The following is a 19,858-nucleotide window of genomic DNA, read 5'->3' as shown; positions in this document are numbered from 1 at the left end:
CCTGTAGGAGCAGAGATCATATATGAGCAAGTTGTATTGAATCATGCAAGATACTGAAATACATATGGCCTTGACTGAAGAAGTGAGATTCAGATCAGAATGATGCCATATGCAGAGAGATTAACTATCAAGGGGGAGTGGCGACATGCTGCAGGCATCGCCGTCATCATTTGTTATTTTGCCCGCTGTCGCCAAAATTGTCTGTGAACCGGGCTGGAAGTGGCAGAAACGGGAAAAACCGATGCAAAACTATGATTTATTTTATGTATGGAGTGGTGAAGGAACGCTTGTACTGAATGACCAGTCGTATGAAGTTGGCAAGGGTAGTTGTTTTCTGTTCAGGCCAGGAGATCATCCTACTGCAACACATAATAAGCAAAAACCGTTGGTACTTACGTATATTCACTTTGATGTGGACGTGCCTGTTGATGATGTTCCCCAGTCCTATCGCGAGGTACAGGAAACGGTGGAGTTTGAGCATTTGCTGGCACGTTATGTAAGACTGTTCTTATCGGATGTGTACGGACGTGATGAAGAGAGCCGATTGATTCTGAAGCAATTGATGATTCATTTGCTGCGCGCCGATACGGAAGAACCTGTGGAGAAAAAGGTAAGCAATCAGTTGTCTGATGTCATCCAGGAGGTCGCCAATTATGTGCGTCAGCATCCGGGGATTACGCATCGGGTGGAAGATCTGGCTGCGCGGGCTGGCTTATCACCCCGATACTTCTCGATCAAGTTCAAGGAACTGGTGGGATCATCGGTGCAATCTTATATTATCCGCATGCGTATTGAACGGGCGGAACATCTGCTGGTGCATACCGGCATGAATGTGACCGAAGTGGCGGATGCTCTGGGTTACCGGGATATTTTCTTCTTCAGTCGTCAGTTCAAGCAATATACCGGCAAAAGCCCGTCCGAGATTCGTTAAAATTCTGATGAGAAAAACAGGAAACCGTTTCAAGTCTGGAACGCAAGGGTAATTATCTAGCATTCCAGATGACCAAAAGGGGGAACTTGTGATGAACGGAAAACGTCGGGTCCGCAACCGGGGATGCTCTACGAAGGGATGCAATATTTTCCGGAACCGTCTGCGTCGCTTCAAACCGGCAGAGGACTTGCAAGATGTGTGGTTTTGAGGAGAACTCAGCAGACCAATAACGACGGAGCGAAGCTTCGTATTGCATGTATACATGGATGAATATGAATGCATAAAGAGGATGGCGCAATACCTGGTTACAGGTGCTGCGCCATCCTCTTTATTTGCGTATGGACTCATTAGTTCTTCGGTTTCAAACGACCAAGCAATGCGCCCATTTTGACCGAATCGCCTGGCTGTAAGCCCGGGTTTGGTTCGAATGTGCCGCTCTGCGTCAGCAGAACAACGGTGGAACCGAATTCAAAATAGGCCAGATCATCGCCCTGTGCCCAGGTACTTGTGTCCGTATCAGCATACTGTATGCTACTCACGTTCATCGCACCTACTTTGACAACCGCCACTTCACCGTAATCGTGTGCGATATACGTAATGAGTCGTTCATTTCGACTAAGCACGGATCTCATATGGGTCAGGCCAAAGTCATTCACGGGATAAACTTTGCCCTTGATGTGTTCGCTCTCTATTTTGCGGCCGCTGACAGGTGCATGAATGCGGTGATAGTCGCGAGGGCTGAGATAGAGGACGAACCCGTACCCGTGCTTGTACTTCTCCAGATGGGGAGAATGGTTTAATAATTCAGCAAGTGTATAATTTTGTCCCTTAACATTCAGGAGTGTCCCTGCAGATATTGGACCGGCTGCCGTAATCTTGGCATCTACCGGGCTGATCAGTGCATGCTCTGAAAGTTCCAACGGGCGCATGCCCGGCTTTAATTTGCGGGTAAAGAAATCGTTCAGTGAACGGTATTCCTTCCAGTCTTTCTCGGCCTCCTGAACAGGGATGTCGTAGGTCCGGACAAAATAAGGGATAAATGCCTTACTTCCCCGGCTTTTGGAAAAGGCTCCCACAGTCCGGGAGATCCATTTGCGCGAAGAAAGCTCGGTCATTAATCGCAACAGCGTTTTTGCCATGAATATCCCCCTTAGGGTTAATGCGAACTTCAAGGCCGGCAAGACCGGCCGTTCTGCATAATATTGACACAGAATGCACACGAAATCAATATAGTCTCCTATCGTATGTCTGCGGTTGTCTCGGAATTCTCGAATTCTGTTCCAGCAGCAGACGTCCATAAGCCATCGGTTTGCTGTACGTTGCCTTCCAGTGTTCCGACATTCCCGCCTTGCGAAAACCGTAACGCTGATCCCGTCCATTGCATTCAATAAAATAGATCTGGCCGCTGCGCGTTATCCCGAGATCAAGGCCCAGATCAGCCAGATGTGGCAGACTGGCCGCCAGGTTCTGGGCAATTCGAAGTGCAACGAGTCCGATTCTGTATTCCAGTCGAGCCAGGTCGAAGCCAGATTCTCCTAATTCAAGGGCCTCTGCGAGCTTCATGACTTTACCGCCCTGGGCGATATTGCTGACAAATGTATGGGCAGGAGCCGCTTTGGCAAACATGCCTGTTATTCCCCAAAGACCGTCGCTGCCACGTTGTACAGATACCCGCAAATCTACCGGCCTGCCCTCATAACGTACCAGTGGGATACGCTCTTCAATGAGGTAGGCATGGCGAAAGATCCGCCTTAGGGTGGCGGAAGGAAGCTGTCCTTTGCTCAACCGGAAGGTAGCCCACCCTTTGCGTGCAGCCTTCGTCTCACAGGTTAGTTTCCACTGTCCATCTCGCTCAAAGACTCGCATAATACCATGACCGATGCTGCCGCTGCATGGTTTGATGACGAGGTCATCATATTGTTCCATCATATAGGCCAGAGACTCTGACGTAGCTTTAACTGCATGGGGCAGGTGTTCTCGCAAGGCGAGGTCCTGATGAAGCATGTCATGAATGTGATCTTTACGGTACCGGTTGCGAACGTTGAATACCTGGATACCCTGCAACATCAGCTTGGTAATCTGATGCTGTTCCGTCCGGCGAAGCTGGAGTGAGCGGTTATGAATGACGGAGGGCAGTGGCATGCGCTCGCGAACATATCTGCCTTCTTTTTTTACATAGGCAAGACATGTTTTTTGATCCGAATCGATATCTTCCAGCCTCAAAAAGCAGGGAGTTAATCCATAACTGGCCGCTGCCTGTTCATAATTCGCGAGTGATTCCTGACCGGTCCTTCCGGCCGGTATCCCCCGGTACATGCGTGAATCGAACATAATGCCGATCGTTTCTTGGAGCATGACCGTTCCTCCTTCGATGTTATCGCGACCATGGATCGTCCATTCATGGAATGCCGGCCTGTCACCGCATGGCTCAGACATCGCGATAACGCAGACCGGTGTGTAAGATGCATCGCCAAGCACTAGTGCTTGCTCAGGGCGTGTCTAAAACTCCGAAGGAAGCAGGTTTGCCAAGTCTTTGTTCCAGGCAAGGAAGTTTTCCGCAGGCGTGCCGGGGCACGTCAAGGGAAAATGACACAGCAGGGGGCGAAAAGACGTTGAAAGATGCACTTCAGCGAGTTTTCAGACACGACCTAAACATAATATCCTATGACATGACTGGGACGGGGGCGTGGACAGCCGCCTTTCCTCTGCTGCCCTGACACGCCTATTTCCACGAAGATCATCGAACCTTCCTGTCTTGACGCCTGTACATTCGTGCTTTGGAATCCGCAAAAGTCATAAATGAAGTGGCAGATGCCCATATGGAAGCATATGATGCCGGAGACGAACGTTAGAGGAAGGAGCAAGCTGCATGAGTAAAAATGGCAAAAAGAAGGTTCCAACGCCGAAACTGCGGCATGTGAGCCCGAAATTCAAGGAATTGGAACTGACTGATCGCCGGGCAGACAAGATGAACTCAGGTTTCACTGTGAATAGGGAAGAACGCTTGAATACGAATAAAAGGGATTCGAGGGCTGTTCAGGAGTCGGAAGAATTCCTATTTGAATCAACGGAGTTACCTTCTTCAACAAACGAGCTGGAAGAGCTAGAGATCGAAGCAAAAATCAAGACGGAACCCGTAGAGTCTGATAGCAAGGAAGTTGAGACACAAGATAGCTCGGAAAAGCAGATTCAGGTTAGCAGCTTGGCTCCGCTTGCTCTGGAAGAAGAGCAGGACATCAACAAACAGGAGATAACAAGCAAGGACCGGCTGCAGATCCTGAACCAAAACCAGATGCCGGGTCATACCGGACACTACATCTACACGGACGACTTGAGTGAATTTGCTGTTACGGAGAGCAAGTTGGCTCCTTTCTCTGTGGATGCCTCCAAGCTGAAACCGGATGCGGTTGGCAGTGAAGCATTGCAGGATTATGCGGTGACCAGCATTCACATTGCTGACGGGGCCATTGTTTCGGCGAAACTTGCGGAAGCCTCTGTATCTGAGGAGCACCTGATTGACGGCTCTGTGTCTGGTCATAAAATACGAAATGCTTCTATTGCCGGTGAGAAAATCAGAGATGGCAGTATTACTTCTCAGAAGCTTGGCAACCAGGTCATCGATTCGGCCAAAATTGCCGACGGCTCCATCGGCACAAGACATCTCAGCCGCATGCTGGTAACGGAAGAATTAATCAAGAATCATGCCGTAACTGGAGACAAGATTGCGATTAGCGGGGTGGATACAAGACATCTCACGGGTGGAGCTGTGAATACCTCCAAACTGGCTGACGATGCAGTGACTACATCCAAAATTCGGGAAGCCGCTGTCACAGGCAGCAAAATCGAAGAGCTATCCATCGAGTCTCACCATATTCAGGCAGGTGCTGTTAAACAGACACATCTGGCTGAAGGGTCTATCGGTCGTTCACAACTATTAAGTGGCAGTATTGGAAGTGACCAGATAGAGGATGGATCCATACAAACAAGACATTTAGCTGAGGGTTCACTAAGTGGAAGACATCTCCTGGACGGTTCAATCGGATCAAATCAGATTCGCGCTCATTCCGTTGGCAAGGAGCAGATAGGCAATGGAGAAGTGGGCAGTGAGCATTTGATGGAAGGTGCAGTAACCAGCAGCAAACTGGCAGACCAGTCTGTGGGAACAGCAAAATTGCTGGAGCAATCCATTACGGCATCCAAGATTTCTGATCAGAGCGTCATTTCTTCCAAAATTGCGGATGAAGCCGTACAGGGTAAACATCTTGCCAAAGGGTCCATTCGTGCGGAGCACATTGCGAATCGGGGAATCACACCGGTACATGTGGACAATTCCGCAATTCACTCCATTCACATTGCAAGTGGAAGCATCGAGGCAACTCATCTATCTGCCGGAAGTGTGTCCGGAGACGCTCTTGCAGACGATGTGGTGTGTGAGCGGCATCTTGCAGAGTCGGCCGTGGGTACGTATGAATTACAGGATGCGGCCGTTACAGACGTTAAACTCGCGGATGGAAGTGTGACAACAGAAAAGCTTGGAACGGCATCGGTAAGTAGCAGAGCGCTTGCCCCCGGAAGTGTTATATCCTCGCATCTTGCGAGTGGTGGAGTCACGGGTACACATCTGGCTCCAGGCAGCGTGGGTTCCGAGGCGCTGAGACCTTATGCAGTGAAATCGGAACACCTGACAGAACATGCGGTAGGTGTACCTCATCTCCAGCCGGGCAGTGTTGAAACGGATGCGATTGCACGGGCGGCGGTCACAACTGACAAATTGGCTCTTGATAGTGTAACTTCAGCCCAGCTGGCGGGCGGGTCCATTTTTCCGCCTCATCTAACAGATCATGCGGTTACCTCCCCCAAGCTCTCGCCAGAGAGTGTTGCAACAGATAAACTGGCGGATTTTGCTGTCACGTCAGCTAAACTGGCAGACGGCAGCGTGACTTCTTCCAAGATTATGGCAGAGAGCATTAACGCCAAACATATTCCAGCAGGAACCATTCGTGGGTATCACCTGAAGCAGCATTCCGTTTCACTGGAACATTTGTCGGAAGAAATACGCTCACCGGAATTATTTGCTGATGGCAGTATTACCGGTAACAAACTTCGGCATGGCTCCATAAGTGCGGACCATTTGACAGCAGACTCGGTATCCGGGACAGAACTGCAACAGGCTGCTGTAGGTAGCGAGCACTTGCAGCCATCCGTTGTACAATCCGTCCATCTGGCTGAAGGCAGCGTGAAATCTGACCATTTGGGGACTCAAGTAGTGAGCTCACAGCATCTGAAGGCAGACATCATTCATGAGGAGCATATTGCTGAACAGGTGGTCACATCGCATCACTTGGCACCCGGATCTGTCGAAACAGACCATCTGGCACCTTTATCCATTACAGCGGCTCACCTTCAGCCAGGTTTGATCAGTGGTTTGCATCTTCAGGCAGAGTCGACAAGTGCTGTTCACCTGCAGCAAGGAGCTGTGCATTCCCGTCATATTCAAGATGGTGAAATTCTTCCTCATCATATCCATGAACGCAGCATCGGAACATCTCATCTGGAAGAAGAAGCGGTAAGTACGATTATTTTGCAGGATGAATCTGTAACACGCTCCAAACTAGCAACGGGTAGTGTGGATGGCAGCAAATTAGCTGCAGGAACCGTATCGGCTACTCACCTTGCCAATGAAAGTGTGCAAACCCGTCATATCCAAGAAGGCGCAATCCTTGCTGATCATATTCAAGAGTGCAGTATTGGCGCAGTTCATCTGGATGAGGAGTCTGTAAGTGCAGTTCATTTGCAAAATGGATCTGTAACAAGTGCCAAACTGGCGGATGGCAGTATAAACGGCAGCAAATTGCTTGAAGGAACCGTATCGGGGATTCATATTGCGTCAGAAAGTGTGCAACCCGGGCATATCCAGGCTGGGGCCATTCATGCTGACCATATTCAGGAGCGGAGCATCGGCACAACCCATCTGGAGGAGGAAGCCGTAAGTGCGATTCACCTGCAAAATGGGTCTGTCATCAGTGCCAAACTGGCTGACGGCAGTGTAACCGGCAGCAAGTTGATCGAAGATGCGGTGTCGGGAATCCATATCGCTTCTGAAAGTGTGCAATCCCGCCATATCCAGTCAGGAGTAATCCTTGCTGACCATATTCAGGAACACAGCATCGGCATGCTTCACTTGGAACAGGAAGCAGTAAGTGCCATCCATCTGCAAAATGGGTCTGTAACAAGTACCAAGTTGGCCGACGGCAGTGTAACCGGCAGCAAGTTGCTTGAAGGAGCAGTATCAGATATCCACATTGCAGACGATAGTGTGCAATCCAGTAAGATTCAAGCAGGAGCCATTCATGCTGATCATATTCAAGAGCGGAGCATCGGCACAGCACATTTGGAAGAGGAGTCTGTAAGTGCCATTCATTTGCAAAATGGAGCTGTAACGAGTGCCAAACTGGCGGATGGCAGTATAACTGGCAGCAAGTTACTCGAAGGTACGGTATCCGGGGTTCATATCGCATCGGAAAGTGTGCAATCCGGGCATATTCAGGCAGGAGCTATTCATGCTGGTCATATTCAGGAGCGAAGCATAGGCACAGCCCATCTGGAAGAGGAAGCGGTAAGTGCGGTTCATCTGCAAAATGGGTCCGTAACAAGTGCCAAATTGGCTGACAGTAGCATTAGCGGCAGCAAATTGCTCGAAGATACTGTATTGGGGAGCCATATCGCGTCGGAAAGTGTGCAAACTCGCCATATCCAGTCAGGAGCGATCCTTGCTGATCATATTCAGGAGCATAGCATTGGTACGTCCCATCTGGAGGAGGAAGCAATAAGTGCGGTTCATCTGCAAAGTGAATCCGTAACGAGTGCCAAACTGGCGGATGGCAGTGTGAGCAGCGACAAACTGCTTGACGATGCGGTGTTGGATGTCCATATTGCCAATGGAAGTGTGCAATCCCGTCATATCCAAGAGAGAGCCATACATGCTGACCATATTCAAGAGCGAAGCATTGGGATCTCCCACCTCAAAGCGGAATCGGTAAGTTCGATTCACCTGCACAATGGTTCCATAACAAGTGCCAAAATGGCTGACGGCAGTGTAAATGGTAATAAATTGCTTGAAGGTGCGGTATCGGCTATCCACATAGCAGACAAAAGTGTGCAAACTCGTCATATTCAGGAGGGAACCATTCTTGCTGATCATATTCAAGAACGCAGTATTCGCACAACTCATCTGGAAGAGGAATCAGTAAGCGGGGTTCATCTGCAAAATGGGTCCGTCACCAGTGCCAAATTGGCCGATGGCAGCGTGAACGGCAGCAAACTTAGTGAGCAGAGTATTACCTCTAATCACTTGAATGCGGGGATTGTAGGTCCAGCACATTTGAGCGAAGAGATATGGAATGCGATTCGTCAGTTCAGTGGAGAAACGTTGGAGCAACTGGCAGCGATCAAAAGACAAGAGGGATTGCTTCAACCAGAAAATGAAGGTGTACAGCAATCACAGCAGGTAATCGTCGAGGCATTACCGAGTACTGGTCTGGAGCAACAACAAGAGCTGGTATCCCAAACAGATCAGCTTGGCGAACTACCGGCAGCTTTGTTCACGACAGAGCCGGCAGAACAGGCTCAGCAACCACAGCTTGAACAGTCACAGGAGTTCGCTGGAACTACGGAGTTTATGTTAAGTGAACAATCGATTAAACAGGAGCATCTCTGTGATGATGCCGTGGGCAGCAGCCAGTTGCAATCAGGGACAGTTCAAGCCAAACATCTGGCCTTCCAGCCCGTTCGCAGCGTAAGCAAACAACCAGTTGTACAACAATTCGGGATGGAAGCTTTTGTACTGCCGGAGAGTGAAGTATGCACAGAGGTAACCGTTGTTTTTGAAGAATCATTTGCTTCAGAACATTATGTGATTGTGGGCATGAGCAATGATCGGGGATTCCAGATTTCCTTGCTCTCGCAGAGTGAGGATGAAGCGGTACTTGAAGTGTCACGTACAGCAGATTGCAAGCATACGTACGGGTTGTTATCATGGATTGCTGCGGGACCTTCGCAAGGATAGTGCAGGATTGAATCCGTAATAAATAAATGATAAAAGCGGTGTCCAGAGTTGTCCGGGACACCGCTTTTGGTTGATCTAAGCTTAATCCGTTCGGACGGTGAGGGGTGTCTGAACGTTTTGTTACCATTATGATGAGTACATTATAAGTTCAACCACATTAAAATTAGATTTTACAGGCCTACAGCTTGATACGCTTTGGTAATAGCAGTAGCTTCAGCGGAAGTTGCTCCGTACAGATCTTTGGCTGCTTGAATGGTAGCTGTTTTGGCAGCGGCAAATTTGGACGTTGGTGTCAGGTAGTTCACCAGTGTGCTGTAGAAAATCTGGATCGCTTTATCCCGGCCGATTCCGGTGACAGTCACACCATTATGTGTTCCGCCTTGAGCAGCAAGGTAGTAAGCTTTGTTGATGATACCACTGTTGGTATGGACACCGCCGTTGTCCTGTGTGCCTGTGTAGCGATCGCTGTATTTGTCAGGTTGACCATACAATGTGGGGTTGGAGAGGGAGCGCAGCGCATCTCCTGGAATGTTAGGTGTGTAGATATCATCCCCGAGCAGCCAGTTTTTGCTTTGGATCGTATTACCAAAAATATCGGCAAAGGCTTCGTTGAGTGCACCTGGTTCATTACGATATTCCAGATTGGCTGTGTACTCAATGACACCATGCGTCAATTCATGACCCACAACATCGAGGTCACCAGACAGGGATCGGAACGTCGTTCCGTCTCCGTCACCAAAGACAATCTGTGCCCCGTTCCAGAAGGCGTTATTGTAGTTGGAGCCGTAGTGAACGGTTGATCTGATCAACAATCCGTTACCATTAATACCGTTACGGTTGAATTTGTTTTTGTAGAAATCATACGTAGCAGCCGCATGAGCGTGAGCATCTACACCTGCACGATCAGTCCATACATTATCCGAATCTGTGAGCAAGCTACCAGGCAGTGAGGAGCCATTGTTTGCCGTGTACGTTTGGATGCCATTGCCGCGAGTGGTGTCTTTCAGTTGGAAGGTGCTGCCGGATTGGGTGGTTGTCAGGGTTTTGGTATCTCCAAGCACACCTGTACCTGTTCCAGTGGCAAAGTTAATGAGGTCAAACTGGGATACGATACTGCCATCCACTGCGTTAATGAAATATTTGGTCCGTAGAGGGGCAGGTTCCAGTACGTTTACTTCCGTAATGTAAACCAGATACGTCTGACCATCTTCTTCATGATGGTAGATGTTCAATTCAGCTTGAGGCGTGATTTCCGCGGCGCCAAGCTCTCCAATCCGGGAGGTTGCTTCTTCGGTTGCAATACGGATCGCGTCTTCTCCGCTGATCTCGGCTACACCATCATTCGGAATGGCCTGCTCTTCAATCGGTGGAAGATCGCCAAGTGCGGAGCTCACTGCTCCGGTTTTGTCCAGGTGGACCGTCTGTTCTGCACCATAAACCGGGATACCTTTAATATACTGTTTCAGGCGGAAGTGTCTTACGCCAGATGTATCTGTGTTTCTTTTGACAATTTTGAGCTGGGATTTCACATCGGAATTCAGGAATTGTTCCTGCTGTCCAAGGTAATTAAAGATGGTGTCATCTGTTCCACTGTTCAATGGAATACCCTCCTCAGAGGCATAAGGGGCCTGAAGTGGAATGGATTGATCAGACACTGGAGCTGCAGCAGCAGAGGATACGGAAGCGAGCAAAAGAGCTCCTCCAAGAATTGTTGGCATAACTTTGGCGAATTTCATAGTAAACTCTCCCATTCTTAAACTTATTTTTTTGGTTGGAAAATGTTTATGCCAGTCTCGGTTGGAATTCCGTCTGCAACTTGGGCAGCGCGGAGCGTGGGGCTGAACCTGAAGCGTGGAATAAGACAAGAAACGATTGGAACAAAATCGGCTTGGCCTTAGCTCGGGAAGTGTTAAGCACGACACCAAACAAAAAGGATAACCGTTTATTCAGTTCAGCCCGAAGGTTTAATCGTCTATTGTGTTCCTCTTTCAGAAAGCCGGGGGTTGTCCAATTGCGCAGGTAGAAGATACGTTCACGGAAAACTGGGGTGTTCAATCCGGGTTTGCGTAAATGACAAAGGCAGTGTGTTCTGAACGGCATCACTCCTCTCAAGAGTAAAATGTATCTGCTTAACAGGTTCTGTGAATGAGGTCATCATCTAATCAACCTAAGGTCAATAAATTGATTTAAAAAATGTAGGGGAACTTATGTTCACTACAAGGTTATTTTTGTAAATAAAACTGCTTGGAACGTATATTATCACAATGTAAAACTTTGGAAAAGATACAAATTTAGATTTTTGTTAAAATTGTGTCTGAAGTAGGGGAGAGGTAGCGTTTTTCACATAATTTGACGTATTTTGTCTAAAAGCAAGGCCTGTACCCTCGTGTTCACAGGGAGAACCTGCTTCGTGCAAGGACAAACGCCGTTTCCACTGCTCCACGAATACATAGAATAACGTGTACTCCCTTGGCATGCCGATGATCGAATGCGGGAGGTGAAACTGTTGCGCAAAAACCGTACCAAAGCACGTTATGCAACCCGATCCAATGTGACACGAAGAAAAACAGTGCTGAAGAAACGAAGATGGAAGTCTGGACAAAAAAAGGGTACAAAGGCCTATACGTTCGTTATTCCATCCAAACAGCTGATGTCACAGGCCAAGGATGGAGTAGAGAATGGAACGGAAAATCGCATGAGTGATGCTCCTTCACACAGGAATGTTTCTCAGCGACCGATGCTCTCGGTCATTATCCCTGCCATGAATGAGGAGAAAAGGATTGGTACAGTTGTACGTGAAGCGCTACGGATATGCCGTGATGCTGAAGTGCTTGTCGTTGTGAATGGTTCAACAGACGGTACGGCTAATGCAGCCAAACGGGCTGGAGCACGCGTGCTCACGTATGCCGAAGCGCTGGGGCATGATGGAGGACGAAAAGTAGGCGCAGCGGAGGCGCGCGGTCAGGTATTGTTATTTACTGATGCAGATATCGCAATTCCCGCAGAGCACCTTGCACCTTACGTGAAGGCTGTGCTGAAGGGAACGGATGTGGCGCTTAACGACTACCATGGGCCAGTCACTCATCATCCCGTTCATCCGGTAGTGGAGGCCAAACACATGTTGAACAGCATACTCGCAAGATCCGATCTCCAGGGAGCATCCATGACAGCTATTCCACATGCAATAAGCCGAGCAGGACTTGAGGTCATGGGGGTATCCTCGCTGGAAGTTCCGCCACTCGCACAAGCGAAGGCAGTGATCGGCGGACTTCAGGTACGCGCTGTTCATCACGTACCTGTGGGTAGAATGAATGCAGTACGAATCAAAAAGCGAAGCGGACCTGATCTGCTAAGTCAAGTGGTACTCAATGATCATATGGCAGCGATCAAGTGGATTACGGATACGCTCGGTCCCCGGGGAGGTTATACCGATCTGCAACGTGTTCGCAACCTGGCGAGGTAAGCATGTCGCATCGGATGATGCAGCATGCTGGAGGTGAGGAAATGAAGGGACGTTCAGGGGTTGTCCGCCGCAGGCGGTCAACAAATAGACAAACGACAGCAGGAAGAACAGGAATGAACAAGCGTCTTAGGAACAAAAAACATGTAGATATTAAAAAAACAAGAAGAAGCCGATCAAAGTCTGGCCAAGTAGATCTGCACTTGATGTGGAAAGCGGGGCAAGTTGCAGGAAGCGAGGCAAAGACGAACAACACAGTATCAGAAAAACACGCACGTCTCGTATGGAATGCACACGCGGCGAACGTTGCGGAGCTAAGCAACTTCGAGCTAGCTCTGAAGGCAGGTAAGGCATTTATGCAGGGTTATGCTCAGGCTCAGGCCTCAGGACATTCATTCCAGATCGTGCCACTACCTCTTCGTCATTCGGCTGCTGCCGTTGTCTGTGCCTGTAATGAGGAACACACACTGGGGCAGGTGTTATTGCAACTAAAGCGGTTGCCTCTGACGGATATTATTGTGGTACTGAATGGAACGACAGATGACAGTTTGAAGCAGGTACTAAGGCAGCCGGGACTTACAGTAATCTATGAACCGGATCGGGCAGGACATGATGTGGGCCGGGCACTTGGAGTCAAGATGACGGATGCGGAGACGGTACTTTTTGTGGATGGAGATATGGTCGTCTCGGCTGAACAGCTTGCACCCTTTCTGTTCGCGGTTGATCGGGGACAGGATGTGGCGTTGAATAATCTGACGTCTTTGCTTCCTGCGTTTGCCGGGCAGGATGAGGTAAGCCGGATCAAAGCATATCTGAACCGAACATTAGGCAGGGCAGATCTTGGTTCCAACTCCATGACAGCCGTGCCTCATGCATTATCTCGTCGTATGATTGAGACCGTGAAGCCAGCATCACTGGCCGTTCCGCCTAAAGCACAAAGTCTAGCTATTCAGCATGGAATGAACGTCTCGGCACCAAGTCAGGTGGATGTTATTCGTTCCAATCGGTTGCGTCCTGGTAACACGGGAAGTGGGAATGATGTCGCCAAATTGATCATCGGAGATCATCTGGAGGCACTGGCTACATTGCTGGGTACAGGTTGGAATCCAGCCCAGGCACATACACTCTCCCGTGTAGAAGTGGCGTACAGGAGGAACGCCTAATGACACTGACGAGTATGATTATCCCAACTTACAATGGTCTGGATCTGATCAGGCCCTGCATTGATGCCATACGTCAATACTCGGGCGATCCTGCGTCATATGAAATTATCGTGGTAGATAACGGTTCGACCGATGGAACGGCTGAATATTGTGCGCTGGAGCGAATTCGATTTGTCAGGTTCCCGGACAATCGGGGGTTTCCGGCCGCGTGTAACGCTGGACTTCGTGCCGCTTGCGGGGATGAGCTGCTGCTGTTGAACAATGATGTTACGGTCACGCCCCGTTGGCTGGAGAACCTGCGAACGGCTCTGTACAGTGACGCCAGTATTGGAATCACGGGTCCTGTTACGAATTATGCAAGCGGCATCCAGCAGATTAAACTGCAGTTTCGGGATATGGAACATTTTCAGGAGTTGGCCAATTCCAATAATATTGCGGATTCTTCAAGATGGAGGGAAGTACGCCGGATCGTCGGTCTGTGCATGCTGATGAAACGAGATGTCGTGGAATCGGTTGGACTGCTTGACGAGGCATATTCTCCGGGACACTATGAGGATGACGATTATTGTTATAGAGCAAGATTGCAGGGATTTCGCCTGCTGGTATGTGGAGATGTTCTCGTACATCATCAGGGAAGTGCCAGCTTCCAGAAGACAGATCCGGTAGCGTGGAAACAGCTGCTTGAGCGTAATCGTTCGATTTTTATGAACAAATGGCATGTCGATCCGCTTGAATATATGGACATATCCGATGAAGGAGGGAACGTGGAATGAAAGGTGTAATTCTTGCCGGCGGAACAGGAACTAGACTGTATCCGCTGACCCGGCTCATTAACAAACATCTGCTTCCAGTCGGTAAACATCCGATGATTATGTATGGCATCGACAGACTCCGCCAGGCAGGCATTGATGAACTATTGATTGTGATCAACAAACATTCCGCCGGGTTATATACAGAGTATCTTGGTGGCGGAGCGGATCATGGGGTGAAGTTGACGTATCGCATTCAGGAAAAGGCAGGCGGGATTGCGGAAGCATTGGATCTGGCGACCACTTTTATTCTTCCTTGCGAAAAATTCGTTGTGCTTCTCGGAGATAATCTCTTCAGCGATGATCTGAAGCCTTATGTGGACCGTTACATGCAGCAACCTGCGGGTACAGCGCGAGTTCTGCTCAAAGAGGTGGATGATGCACGACGTTACGGGGTGCCTGTTTTTGATCCAAAGCATCCAGAGCGAATCTCGTACATTGAGGAGAAGCCAAGCCAGCCGAAAACCTCTTATTGTGTGACGGGCATATACATGTATGACGATCATGTATTTAACCTGATTCGCAACATTGCGCCGTCTGCGCGTGGAGAACTTGAAATTACGGATGTGAATAATCACTACGCGTCTGCTGGCGGACTGGAATACGACATTTTGCAGAAATACTGGAGTGATGCAGGTACATTTGAATCGCTCCAGGAAGCAGCTGTCCGCATGAAAGGACAATTGCCCTAAAATATATGCGACTGATGCTGCCGCTGTGCGGTGCCCCATGGGAGCAGAACACTCTGCGCCGGAGCTGGAAGGATGCTCCGGCGCTTTGCGCAGCGACAATCCTCGTGCATGCCAAAGGAGGGAATGGCGTGAGAGTAGTGACACGCACCGGGGCCGCTAGGGCCTCCGTGTCGGGTAAGCCCCGGGGCATCCACCCGGCCGTATTTATGGGCAGTGGCACTCCGGCAGCAGCAGGTACAGGGTCTGCTGGAGTCAGAGGTGTGAAGTCAGGGAAACGCAGTACCCTGACCAAAGCGGGTACATCTGCAGGTGCAGCGCATAAAGCTGCTGCAAGGAAAGCGAGCAGCACAGGCAGTGTTGTTGGCAGAGCAGGCAAAGCTGGCTCTGCGAGTGCGAGCAGAGCGGCAAGAGCCAGCCGCACCCGCAAAGGCAAAGCCGGCCTGCGCCAGGCCACTGCTGGGCGCAGGCCTGCAACAGCGCGGGGCCGGCGTGCCGCTGCCCGCGCCAAGCAGCGCACGGCGATGCGCCGTGCGCCCATGCCAGCACCGCAAGCCAGCACGCCACGGGCGATGCCTGCCAGCGGTGCTGGCCCCGCCCCGCGCCAGGCGACACACCGGAAGGGTGTCGCCCCCCGCGGGGCGGGGAGGCGCTGCCGGCGCGAATGCGGGCAGCGCGAAGGGTTTGCCGCCTCCGCTCGCGGAGCACGCAGTGCAGGCGGAGGCCGTGCCCGGCGGCTACGCCGAGGGCTACCGCGACGGCGTATTCGCCGGCGGGGAGGCGCTGGTGGCGCAGCACATCCCGCCGGATCACATTCTGCCAGCCGTGGCTGCGGCAGATCTGATCGCGGCGGGATTCCGCCAATATGCGCCCAGCCTGGCCCGGCTGTCCAGCCCCCATGAGATGGCTGGACACATCACGGCGGCGCTGGATGCGCAGCGCCCCTTGTCTGTCGTTCGCCTCGGAGATGGCGAACTGCTCACGCTGGCAGCCGATACGGTGCTGCCAGGCCAGGAAGTGCAGGAGCTGGCACCGTTTCTGCCCTATGCGGGGGTGCCCTGCTCAACGCCAGACATCCGCGCGATGCTTGCGGAAGCCATACAGGCCGCCGACTGGGTTGGCGTGCCGATCTCGCGGGCGCCGACATTCCAGGGGCTGTTATTTCCGGTATTGCGCCACTTCGGGATCGACTGGTCCCAGCTGAAATTGACCAGTTCCACGATCAATTACAGTCTGCATCAGTCCGGCCTGGTGTTGCCCTTGCTGCAAGGACGGCGGGTTCTGCTCATAGGCAGCCAGGCACCAGAGCTTGCGGCATTGCTGCATAACCGGGGAATTCATGTCACAGGTATCATTGGTTCTGTGGCGGGAGTTATGGATATTCAGAGGGTGATGCAGCAAACCGCAGAACATGCTTTTGATATCGCGTTGGTGGCAGCGGGAATTCCGGCGGTCATTCTGTGTCGGCGAATTGCAGATGAACTCGGCAAGGTTGCTCTGGATTTTGGACATTTGGCTGACAAACTGGTAACAGGAGAGCTTCAACTCTAGTGGACCGTCCGGGGGCTGGACATGTGCGTGTTGGCCTCACGGACAAGTGGAAATGGAGGGAGCAACATGAGCACACCCGATCAACAGCGCGGGGAAGAACGTCATAGCCGCAGCGACAAGGTTAAGGCTCGAAACGTCCGTCGAAAGGGTCACAGTCATCTGAACATCATTCCAAATATCAGCACTCGTAGTGACAACAGCCACAGTGAAAATAACCGGAATGGCAGCATAAGCAGCGGAAAAAAAGCGGCCCGCCCTGCCACACAGCGCGATGCCTCGCGATCTGCCAAGGCCGTCCTGCATGCAGCAGGTCGTCGCTCAACGCGGAGATCCAGACGTAATGGTAAAAGCAGTCGCACAGCCAGAGCCAGGCTTTACAAACAGGGTTATCGTAGAGGATATGACGAAGGTGTCCGCCAGGGACAGAGCTCGTTTGGTCTTGTTTTTGAAGGAGTTAGCATCATTATCCCCACGTACAATCAGCGGGACTATGTGCTGCAATGTGTGTCCAGTATCGAAAAGCATACCCCTGCCCCCTACGAAATCATTGTTGTGGATAATGCCTCCAAGGATGGTACTGCTGAGGCCATGCTTCGCAAAGGCGGTATGGTGAGGGTTGCTGCCCTGGATCAGAACAGGGGGTTTGCCGGAGGTGTCAATCATGGGCTGATGATGGCGAGAGGACGACATATCATTGTACTGAACAACGATACGCTCGTTACTCCGGGCTGGCTGGATAACATGATGACTTGTCTTGCCAGTGATCCGAAGATTGGTGTGGTGGGTCCGGTGACCAACTATATTGGCGGGGATCAGCAGATTGAGGTTCCGTACCGTGAGGTAGAAGAGATGTGGTCTTTTGCCGCCACACATAATCGTCCGGATGCAGACAAACATCGAATAACCGATCGCCTGGTCGGGTTCTGCTGGTTGTTCTCACGGGAACTGCTGGAACGGGTAGGTTATCTGGACGAAGGGTACGCGGTGGGCAATTTCGAAGATGATGACTGGATCATCCGAGTGAAGCTGGCAGGATACCAGCTTGCGGTAGCCGGGGATGCTTTTATCCACCACTTCGGAAGTGTCAGTATGAAAGCCTTGGGTGAGCAAGACTTTGCTGTAGTGAATAAGGATAACGAGCAGTTTTATAGCCAAAAGTGGGGAGATCCCCATGCGCTGGTTGCCGAAACCTCCCGCTTGGCTAGACAACAAACCTCTGGTACCCCATCCGGTCAACAAGAGGATGGTGACACAACCCCAATGGATCCGCGTCAGCGAATCTCAACGCAGGGCAGCCAAGATCCAGCATTACAGTTCAGACACAGTTATGACTTCTACCCGGAAGGTTCGTTCCTGTCCGATGCCAAAGGAGATGTCTATACTTTAACTGGCGGTCGGCGGCGTAAGCTGAATATCCCTGTACCGCGTGGAATATCTCCTGTTCAGGTTGCCAAGCCGGATCTGCTCGCCATTCCTGCCGGAGAAGCACTGATATCAGCGGGGGACGTGCATGGATGGCCGAGGGAATCACAACAGGTGCATACGACAGCGGTTCATGGTTCTCACAATAGCTGGGCAGAAGGAAGTATTGTTGCTGCAGTGGATGCACCCGAGATTCGATATCAGATCAGCGGAGACAAGCGAAGACGATTTGTTTCGGTCTATGCGGCAGAACGTTGGGGTGTACATTCTGGGCATATTATCAGCGTGTCTGCGGACCAACTGAATTCGATGGAAGAAGGCTGGCCCATTATCGCCCCACCTCAGCTCTTGAACCCAGATCTGTAATGTCAGGCGATTTAGTTATACGAATCAGCAGCATGATGCGGAATGGAAAATGTGGCGGTACCCTGTGTAATCGCTCTGATTCATTCCGCATCCGAATATTACATATGAGTTGGTAGCTATATAAGTTGAACTAAAGATTATTTATACTGACACTACGATGACAGAATAACCTTCCAATCGCTGTTATCCCCAGATTTTTTCGATTCCCCTTTCTCAAGGGGAAATCCGGGGGTAGCGTATGCTTCCGAGGCAGCTTTCTTGCAGAAAGCTTGTAGCTTCGCTTTTTCAGGTTTTTTTCTGTCCTCTCCGTTATCGTATAAATGATTAGTTCAACTTATATAGACCACTTAAAGTATAGCGATTGAGGGAGGATGCACGGTGAAGAATTCTATAGTTAACCAAGCCGAACAGATTGCCAGTGATTTTTTGCTGGAAAAAGTAACATGCTCACATCATATCGTGGGTAAAGGTTTTGTTAATCAGGTCTGCCTGGTGGAAACGGCAAGTCATAAAGTGATTGTACGGATGAATAATCCAGATACATATCCCACCTTTTTGAAAGAAAAATGGTGCATCGAACGAGCAACAAGTGCCGGTATTCCTGGGCCACAGACATTATCCGTTGGGGTCAACGCTGAACATGCCTATATGATTCAAACGGTTGTGGAAGGGGATAACGGATTGGATACGACAGTGCCCCCGTCCGTGATCTGGAGGAAACTCGGTGAGTACACACAACGTATGCAATCCATCCCGGTGACAGGTTTCGGAAGGGAAATGCACGATCCCGTACAAAACAAATTTTACTCTCCCCCTCATGCAGGATCAGATGGAAGTTGGCAAGGATATGTGCAATACAATATCAATAGTCTGACGGAGCAGGACCCGCTGATCGAGCTTGGTGTGATGACGATGAAGGAATCACAGGTCGTAAGGCAATTATTCGAACAACTGAACATGCAAAATTTCCGCTTTGGCTTATGCCACGGCGATCTCTCTTTGAAGAATACAATCGTAAGTTTGACAGGAGAAATTACCCTTCTGGACTGGGGAAATGCGGAGGTCACCGTCACGCCGTATGGCGATATCGCTCAACTCATGCAATGCCAGCTAAGGGGTGAGGGTCCTGACAAGGAAGAATTGAAAGCGTTTTTAGAAGGATATGGGACAAGTACACAAGGGCAAGAGCGTGTACTGAATCAAGCCAGGTATGTGTTGTTATTGAAAGCTTTTGATACCCTGAGGTGGGCCATAGATCGAAGTCCGGATCAGATCGAGTTCTACACTGATTTAGCAAAACAAGCTTTTAACCAGGTTAGGAGGGGCCAATAGCGATTCATTCCTGTAAAATGAGCCATCTTTCAAATTTATAATTTAATCTTTCTATTTGGTTATAGGTTTA

General features: G+C 50.3%; 14 protein-coding genes. 10 read left to right on the top strand and 4 right to left on the bottom strand.

Annotated features, from left to right (window positions below; genetic code table 11):
- Positions 1 to 145: 145 nt before the first annotated feature.
- On the top strand, positions 146 to 931 hold the full coding sequence (locus tag MHB85_RS25455; RefSeq protein WP_091037805.1) for a helix-turn-helix domain-containing protein: 786 nt from the start codon (positions 146 to 148) through the stop codon (positions 929 to 931).
- Positions 932 to 1,278: 347 nt separating this feature from the next.
- On the opposite strand, the gene asd is transcribed toward MHB85_RS25455, so the two are convergent.
- The gene (gene asd / locus MHB85_RS25450) at positions 1,279 to 2,070 is read right to left on the bottom strand and encodes an archaetidylserine decarboxylase (RefSeq protein ID WP_047841263.1); all 792 of its coding nucleotides are present in this window, start codon (positions 2,068 to 2,070) and stop codon (positions 1,279 to 1,281) included.
- Positions 2,071 to 2,155: 85 nt separating this feature from the next.
- On the bottom strand, positions 2,156 to 3,286 hold the full coding sequence (locus tag MHB85_RS25445; RefSeq protein WP_341073904.1) for a YheC/YheD family endospore coat-associated protein: 1,131 nt from the start codon (positions 3,284 to 3,286) through the stop codon (positions 2,156 to 2,158).
- A gap of 514 nt (positions 3,287 to 3,800) precedes the next feature.
- On the opposite strand from MHB85_RS25445, the gene MHB85_RS25440 reads away from it, so the two are divergent.
- Positions 3,801 to 8,996, top strand: a complete 5,196-nt coding sequence (locus MHB85_RS25440; protein ID WP_341073902.1) for a WIAG-tail domain — start codon at positions 3,801 to 3,803, stop codon at positions 8,994 to 8,996.
- 170 nt (positions 8,997 to 9,166) lie between these two features.
- Here MHB85_RS25440 and MHB85_RS25435 read toward each other — a convergent pair whose 3' ends face one another.
- Positions 9,167 to 10,732 (bottom strand): M4 family metallopeptidase, encoded by a 1,566-nt coding sequence (locus tag MHB85_RS25435; protein WP_091020865.1) that lies wholly within the window; start codon positions 10,730 to 10,732, stop codon positions 9,167 to 9,169.
- A gap of 46 nt (positions 10,733 to 10,778) precedes the next feature.
- Positions 10,779 to 11,051 carry a hypothetical protein gene (locus MHB85_RS25430; protein ID WP_146118070.1) on the bottom strand — a complete coding sequence of 91 codons (273 nt, stop codon included), beginning with the start codon at positions 11,049 to 11,051 and terminating at the stop codon, positions 10,779 to 10,781.
- Positions 11,052 to 11,502: 451 nt separating this feature from the next.
- Here MHB85_RS25430 and MHB85_RS25425 point away from each other — a divergent pair, with 451 nt between their 5' ends.
- From MHB85_RS25425 to MHB85_RS25390, 8 genes are all read left to right on the top strand, one after another.
- The gene (locus MHB85_RS25425; RefSeq protein WP_341073901.1) at positions 11,503 to 12,459 is read left to right on the top strand and encodes a glycosyltransferase family 2 protein; all 957 of its coding nucleotides are present in this window, start codon (positions 11,503 to 11,505) and stop codon (positions 12,457 to 12,459) included.
- Positions 12,460 to 12,500: 41 nt separating this feature from the next.
- Positions 12,501 to 13,619 carry a glycosyltransferase family A protein gene (locus tag MHB85_RS25420; protein WP_341073900.1) on the top strand — a complete coding sequence of 373 codons (1,119 nt, stop codon included), beginning with the start codon at positions 12,501 to 12,503 and terminating at the stop codon, positions 13,617 to 13,619.
- The gene (locus MHB85_RS25415; protein WP_341073899.1) at positions 13,619 to 14,392 is read left to right on the top strand and encodes a glycosyltransferase family 2 protein; all 774 of its coding nucleotides are present in this window, start codon (positions 13,619 to 13,621) and stop codon (positions 14,390 to 14,392) included. Before MHB85_RS25420 ends, MHB85_RS25415 begins: the two co-directional genes overlap by 1 nt.
- Positions 14,389 to 15,120 (top strand): sugar phosphate nucleotidyltransferase, encoded by a 732-nt coding sequence (locus MHB85_RS25410; protein WP_341073898.1) that lies wholly within the window; start codon positions 14,389 to 14,391, stop codon positions 15,118 to 15,120. Before MHB85_RS25415 ends, MHB85_RS25410 begins: the two co-directional genes overlap by 4 nt.
- A 128-nt stretch (positions 15,121 to 15,248) precedes the next feature.
- Positions 15,249 to 16,019 (top strand): hypothetical protein, encoded by a 771-nt coding sequence (locus MHB85_RS25405; protein WP_341073897.1) that lies wholly within the window; start codon positions 15,249 to 15,251, stop codon positions 16,017 to 16,019.
- A 43-nt stretch (positions 16,020 to 16,062) separates the two neighbouring features.
- Positions 16,063 to 16,668, top strand: a complete 606-nt coding sequence (locus tag MHB85_RS25400) for a GT-D fold domain-containing protein (protein ID WP_341073896.1) — start codon at positions 16,063 to 16,065, stop codon at positions 16,666 to 16,668.
- Positions 16,669 to 16,734: 66 nt separating this feature from the next.
- Entirely contained in the window at positions 16,735 to 18,456 is a 1,722-nt protein-coding gene (locus MHB85_RS25395) for a glycosyltransferase family 2 protein (protein ID WP_341073895.1), read from the top strand.
- A gap of 378 nt (positions 18,457 to 18,834) precedes the next feature.
- On the top strand, positions 18,835 to 19,788 hold the full coding sequence (locus tag MHB85_RS25390; RefSeq protein WP_341073894.1) for an aminoglycoside phosphotransferase family protein: 954 nt from the start codon (positions 18,835 to 18,837) through the stop codon (positions 19,786 to 19,788).
- Positions 19,789 to 19,858: the final 70 nt, after the last annotated feature.

The organism is Paenibacillus sp. FSL K6-4396 (assembly GCF_038002525.1).
GTDB lineage: Bacteria > Bacillota > Bacilli > Paenibacillales > Paenibacillaceae > Paenibacillus > Paenibacillus amylolyticus_B.
The sequence above is the reverse complement of the archived record's forward strand: the minus strand, read 5'-3'. Positions and strand labels throughout refer to the sequence as shown.

Coding starts and splice junctions, on each gene's coding strand:
- MHB85_RS25440 (WP_341073902.1), top strand. CDS start 3,801: ATGAGTAAAAATGGCAAAAAGAAGGTTCCAACGCCGAAACTGCGGCAT.
- MHB85_RS25420 (WP_341073900.1), top strand. CDS start 12,501: ATGAAGGGACGTTCAGGGGTTGTCCGCCGCAGGCGGTCAACAAATAGA.
- MHB85_RS25395 (WP_341073895.1), top strand. CDS start 16,735: ATGAGCACACCCGATCAACAGCGCGGGGAAGAACGTCATAGCCGCAGC.
- MHB85_RS25435 (WP_091020865.1), bottom strand. CDS start 10,732: ATGAAATTCGCCAAAGTTATGCCAACAATTCTTGGAGGAGCTCTTTTG.
- MHB85_RS25410 (WP_341073898.1), top strand. CDS start 14,389: ATGAAAGGTGTAATTCTTGCCGGCGGAACAGGAACTAGACTGTATCCG.
- MHB85_RS25455 (WP_091037805.1), top strand. CDS start 146: ATGCTGCAGGCATCGCCGTCATCATTTGTTATTTTGCCCGCTGTCGCC.
- MHB85_RS25415 (WP_341073899.1), top strand. CDS start 13,619: ATGACACTGACGAGTATGATTATCCCAACTTACAATGGTCTGGATCTG.
- asd (WP_047841263.1), bottom strand. CDS start 2,070: ATGGCAAAAACGCTGTTGCGATTAATGACCGAGCTTTCTTCGCGCAAA.
- MHB85_RS25445 (WP_341073904.1), bottom strand. CDS start 3,286: ATGCTCCAAGAAACGATCGGCATTATGTTCGATTCACGCATGTACCGG.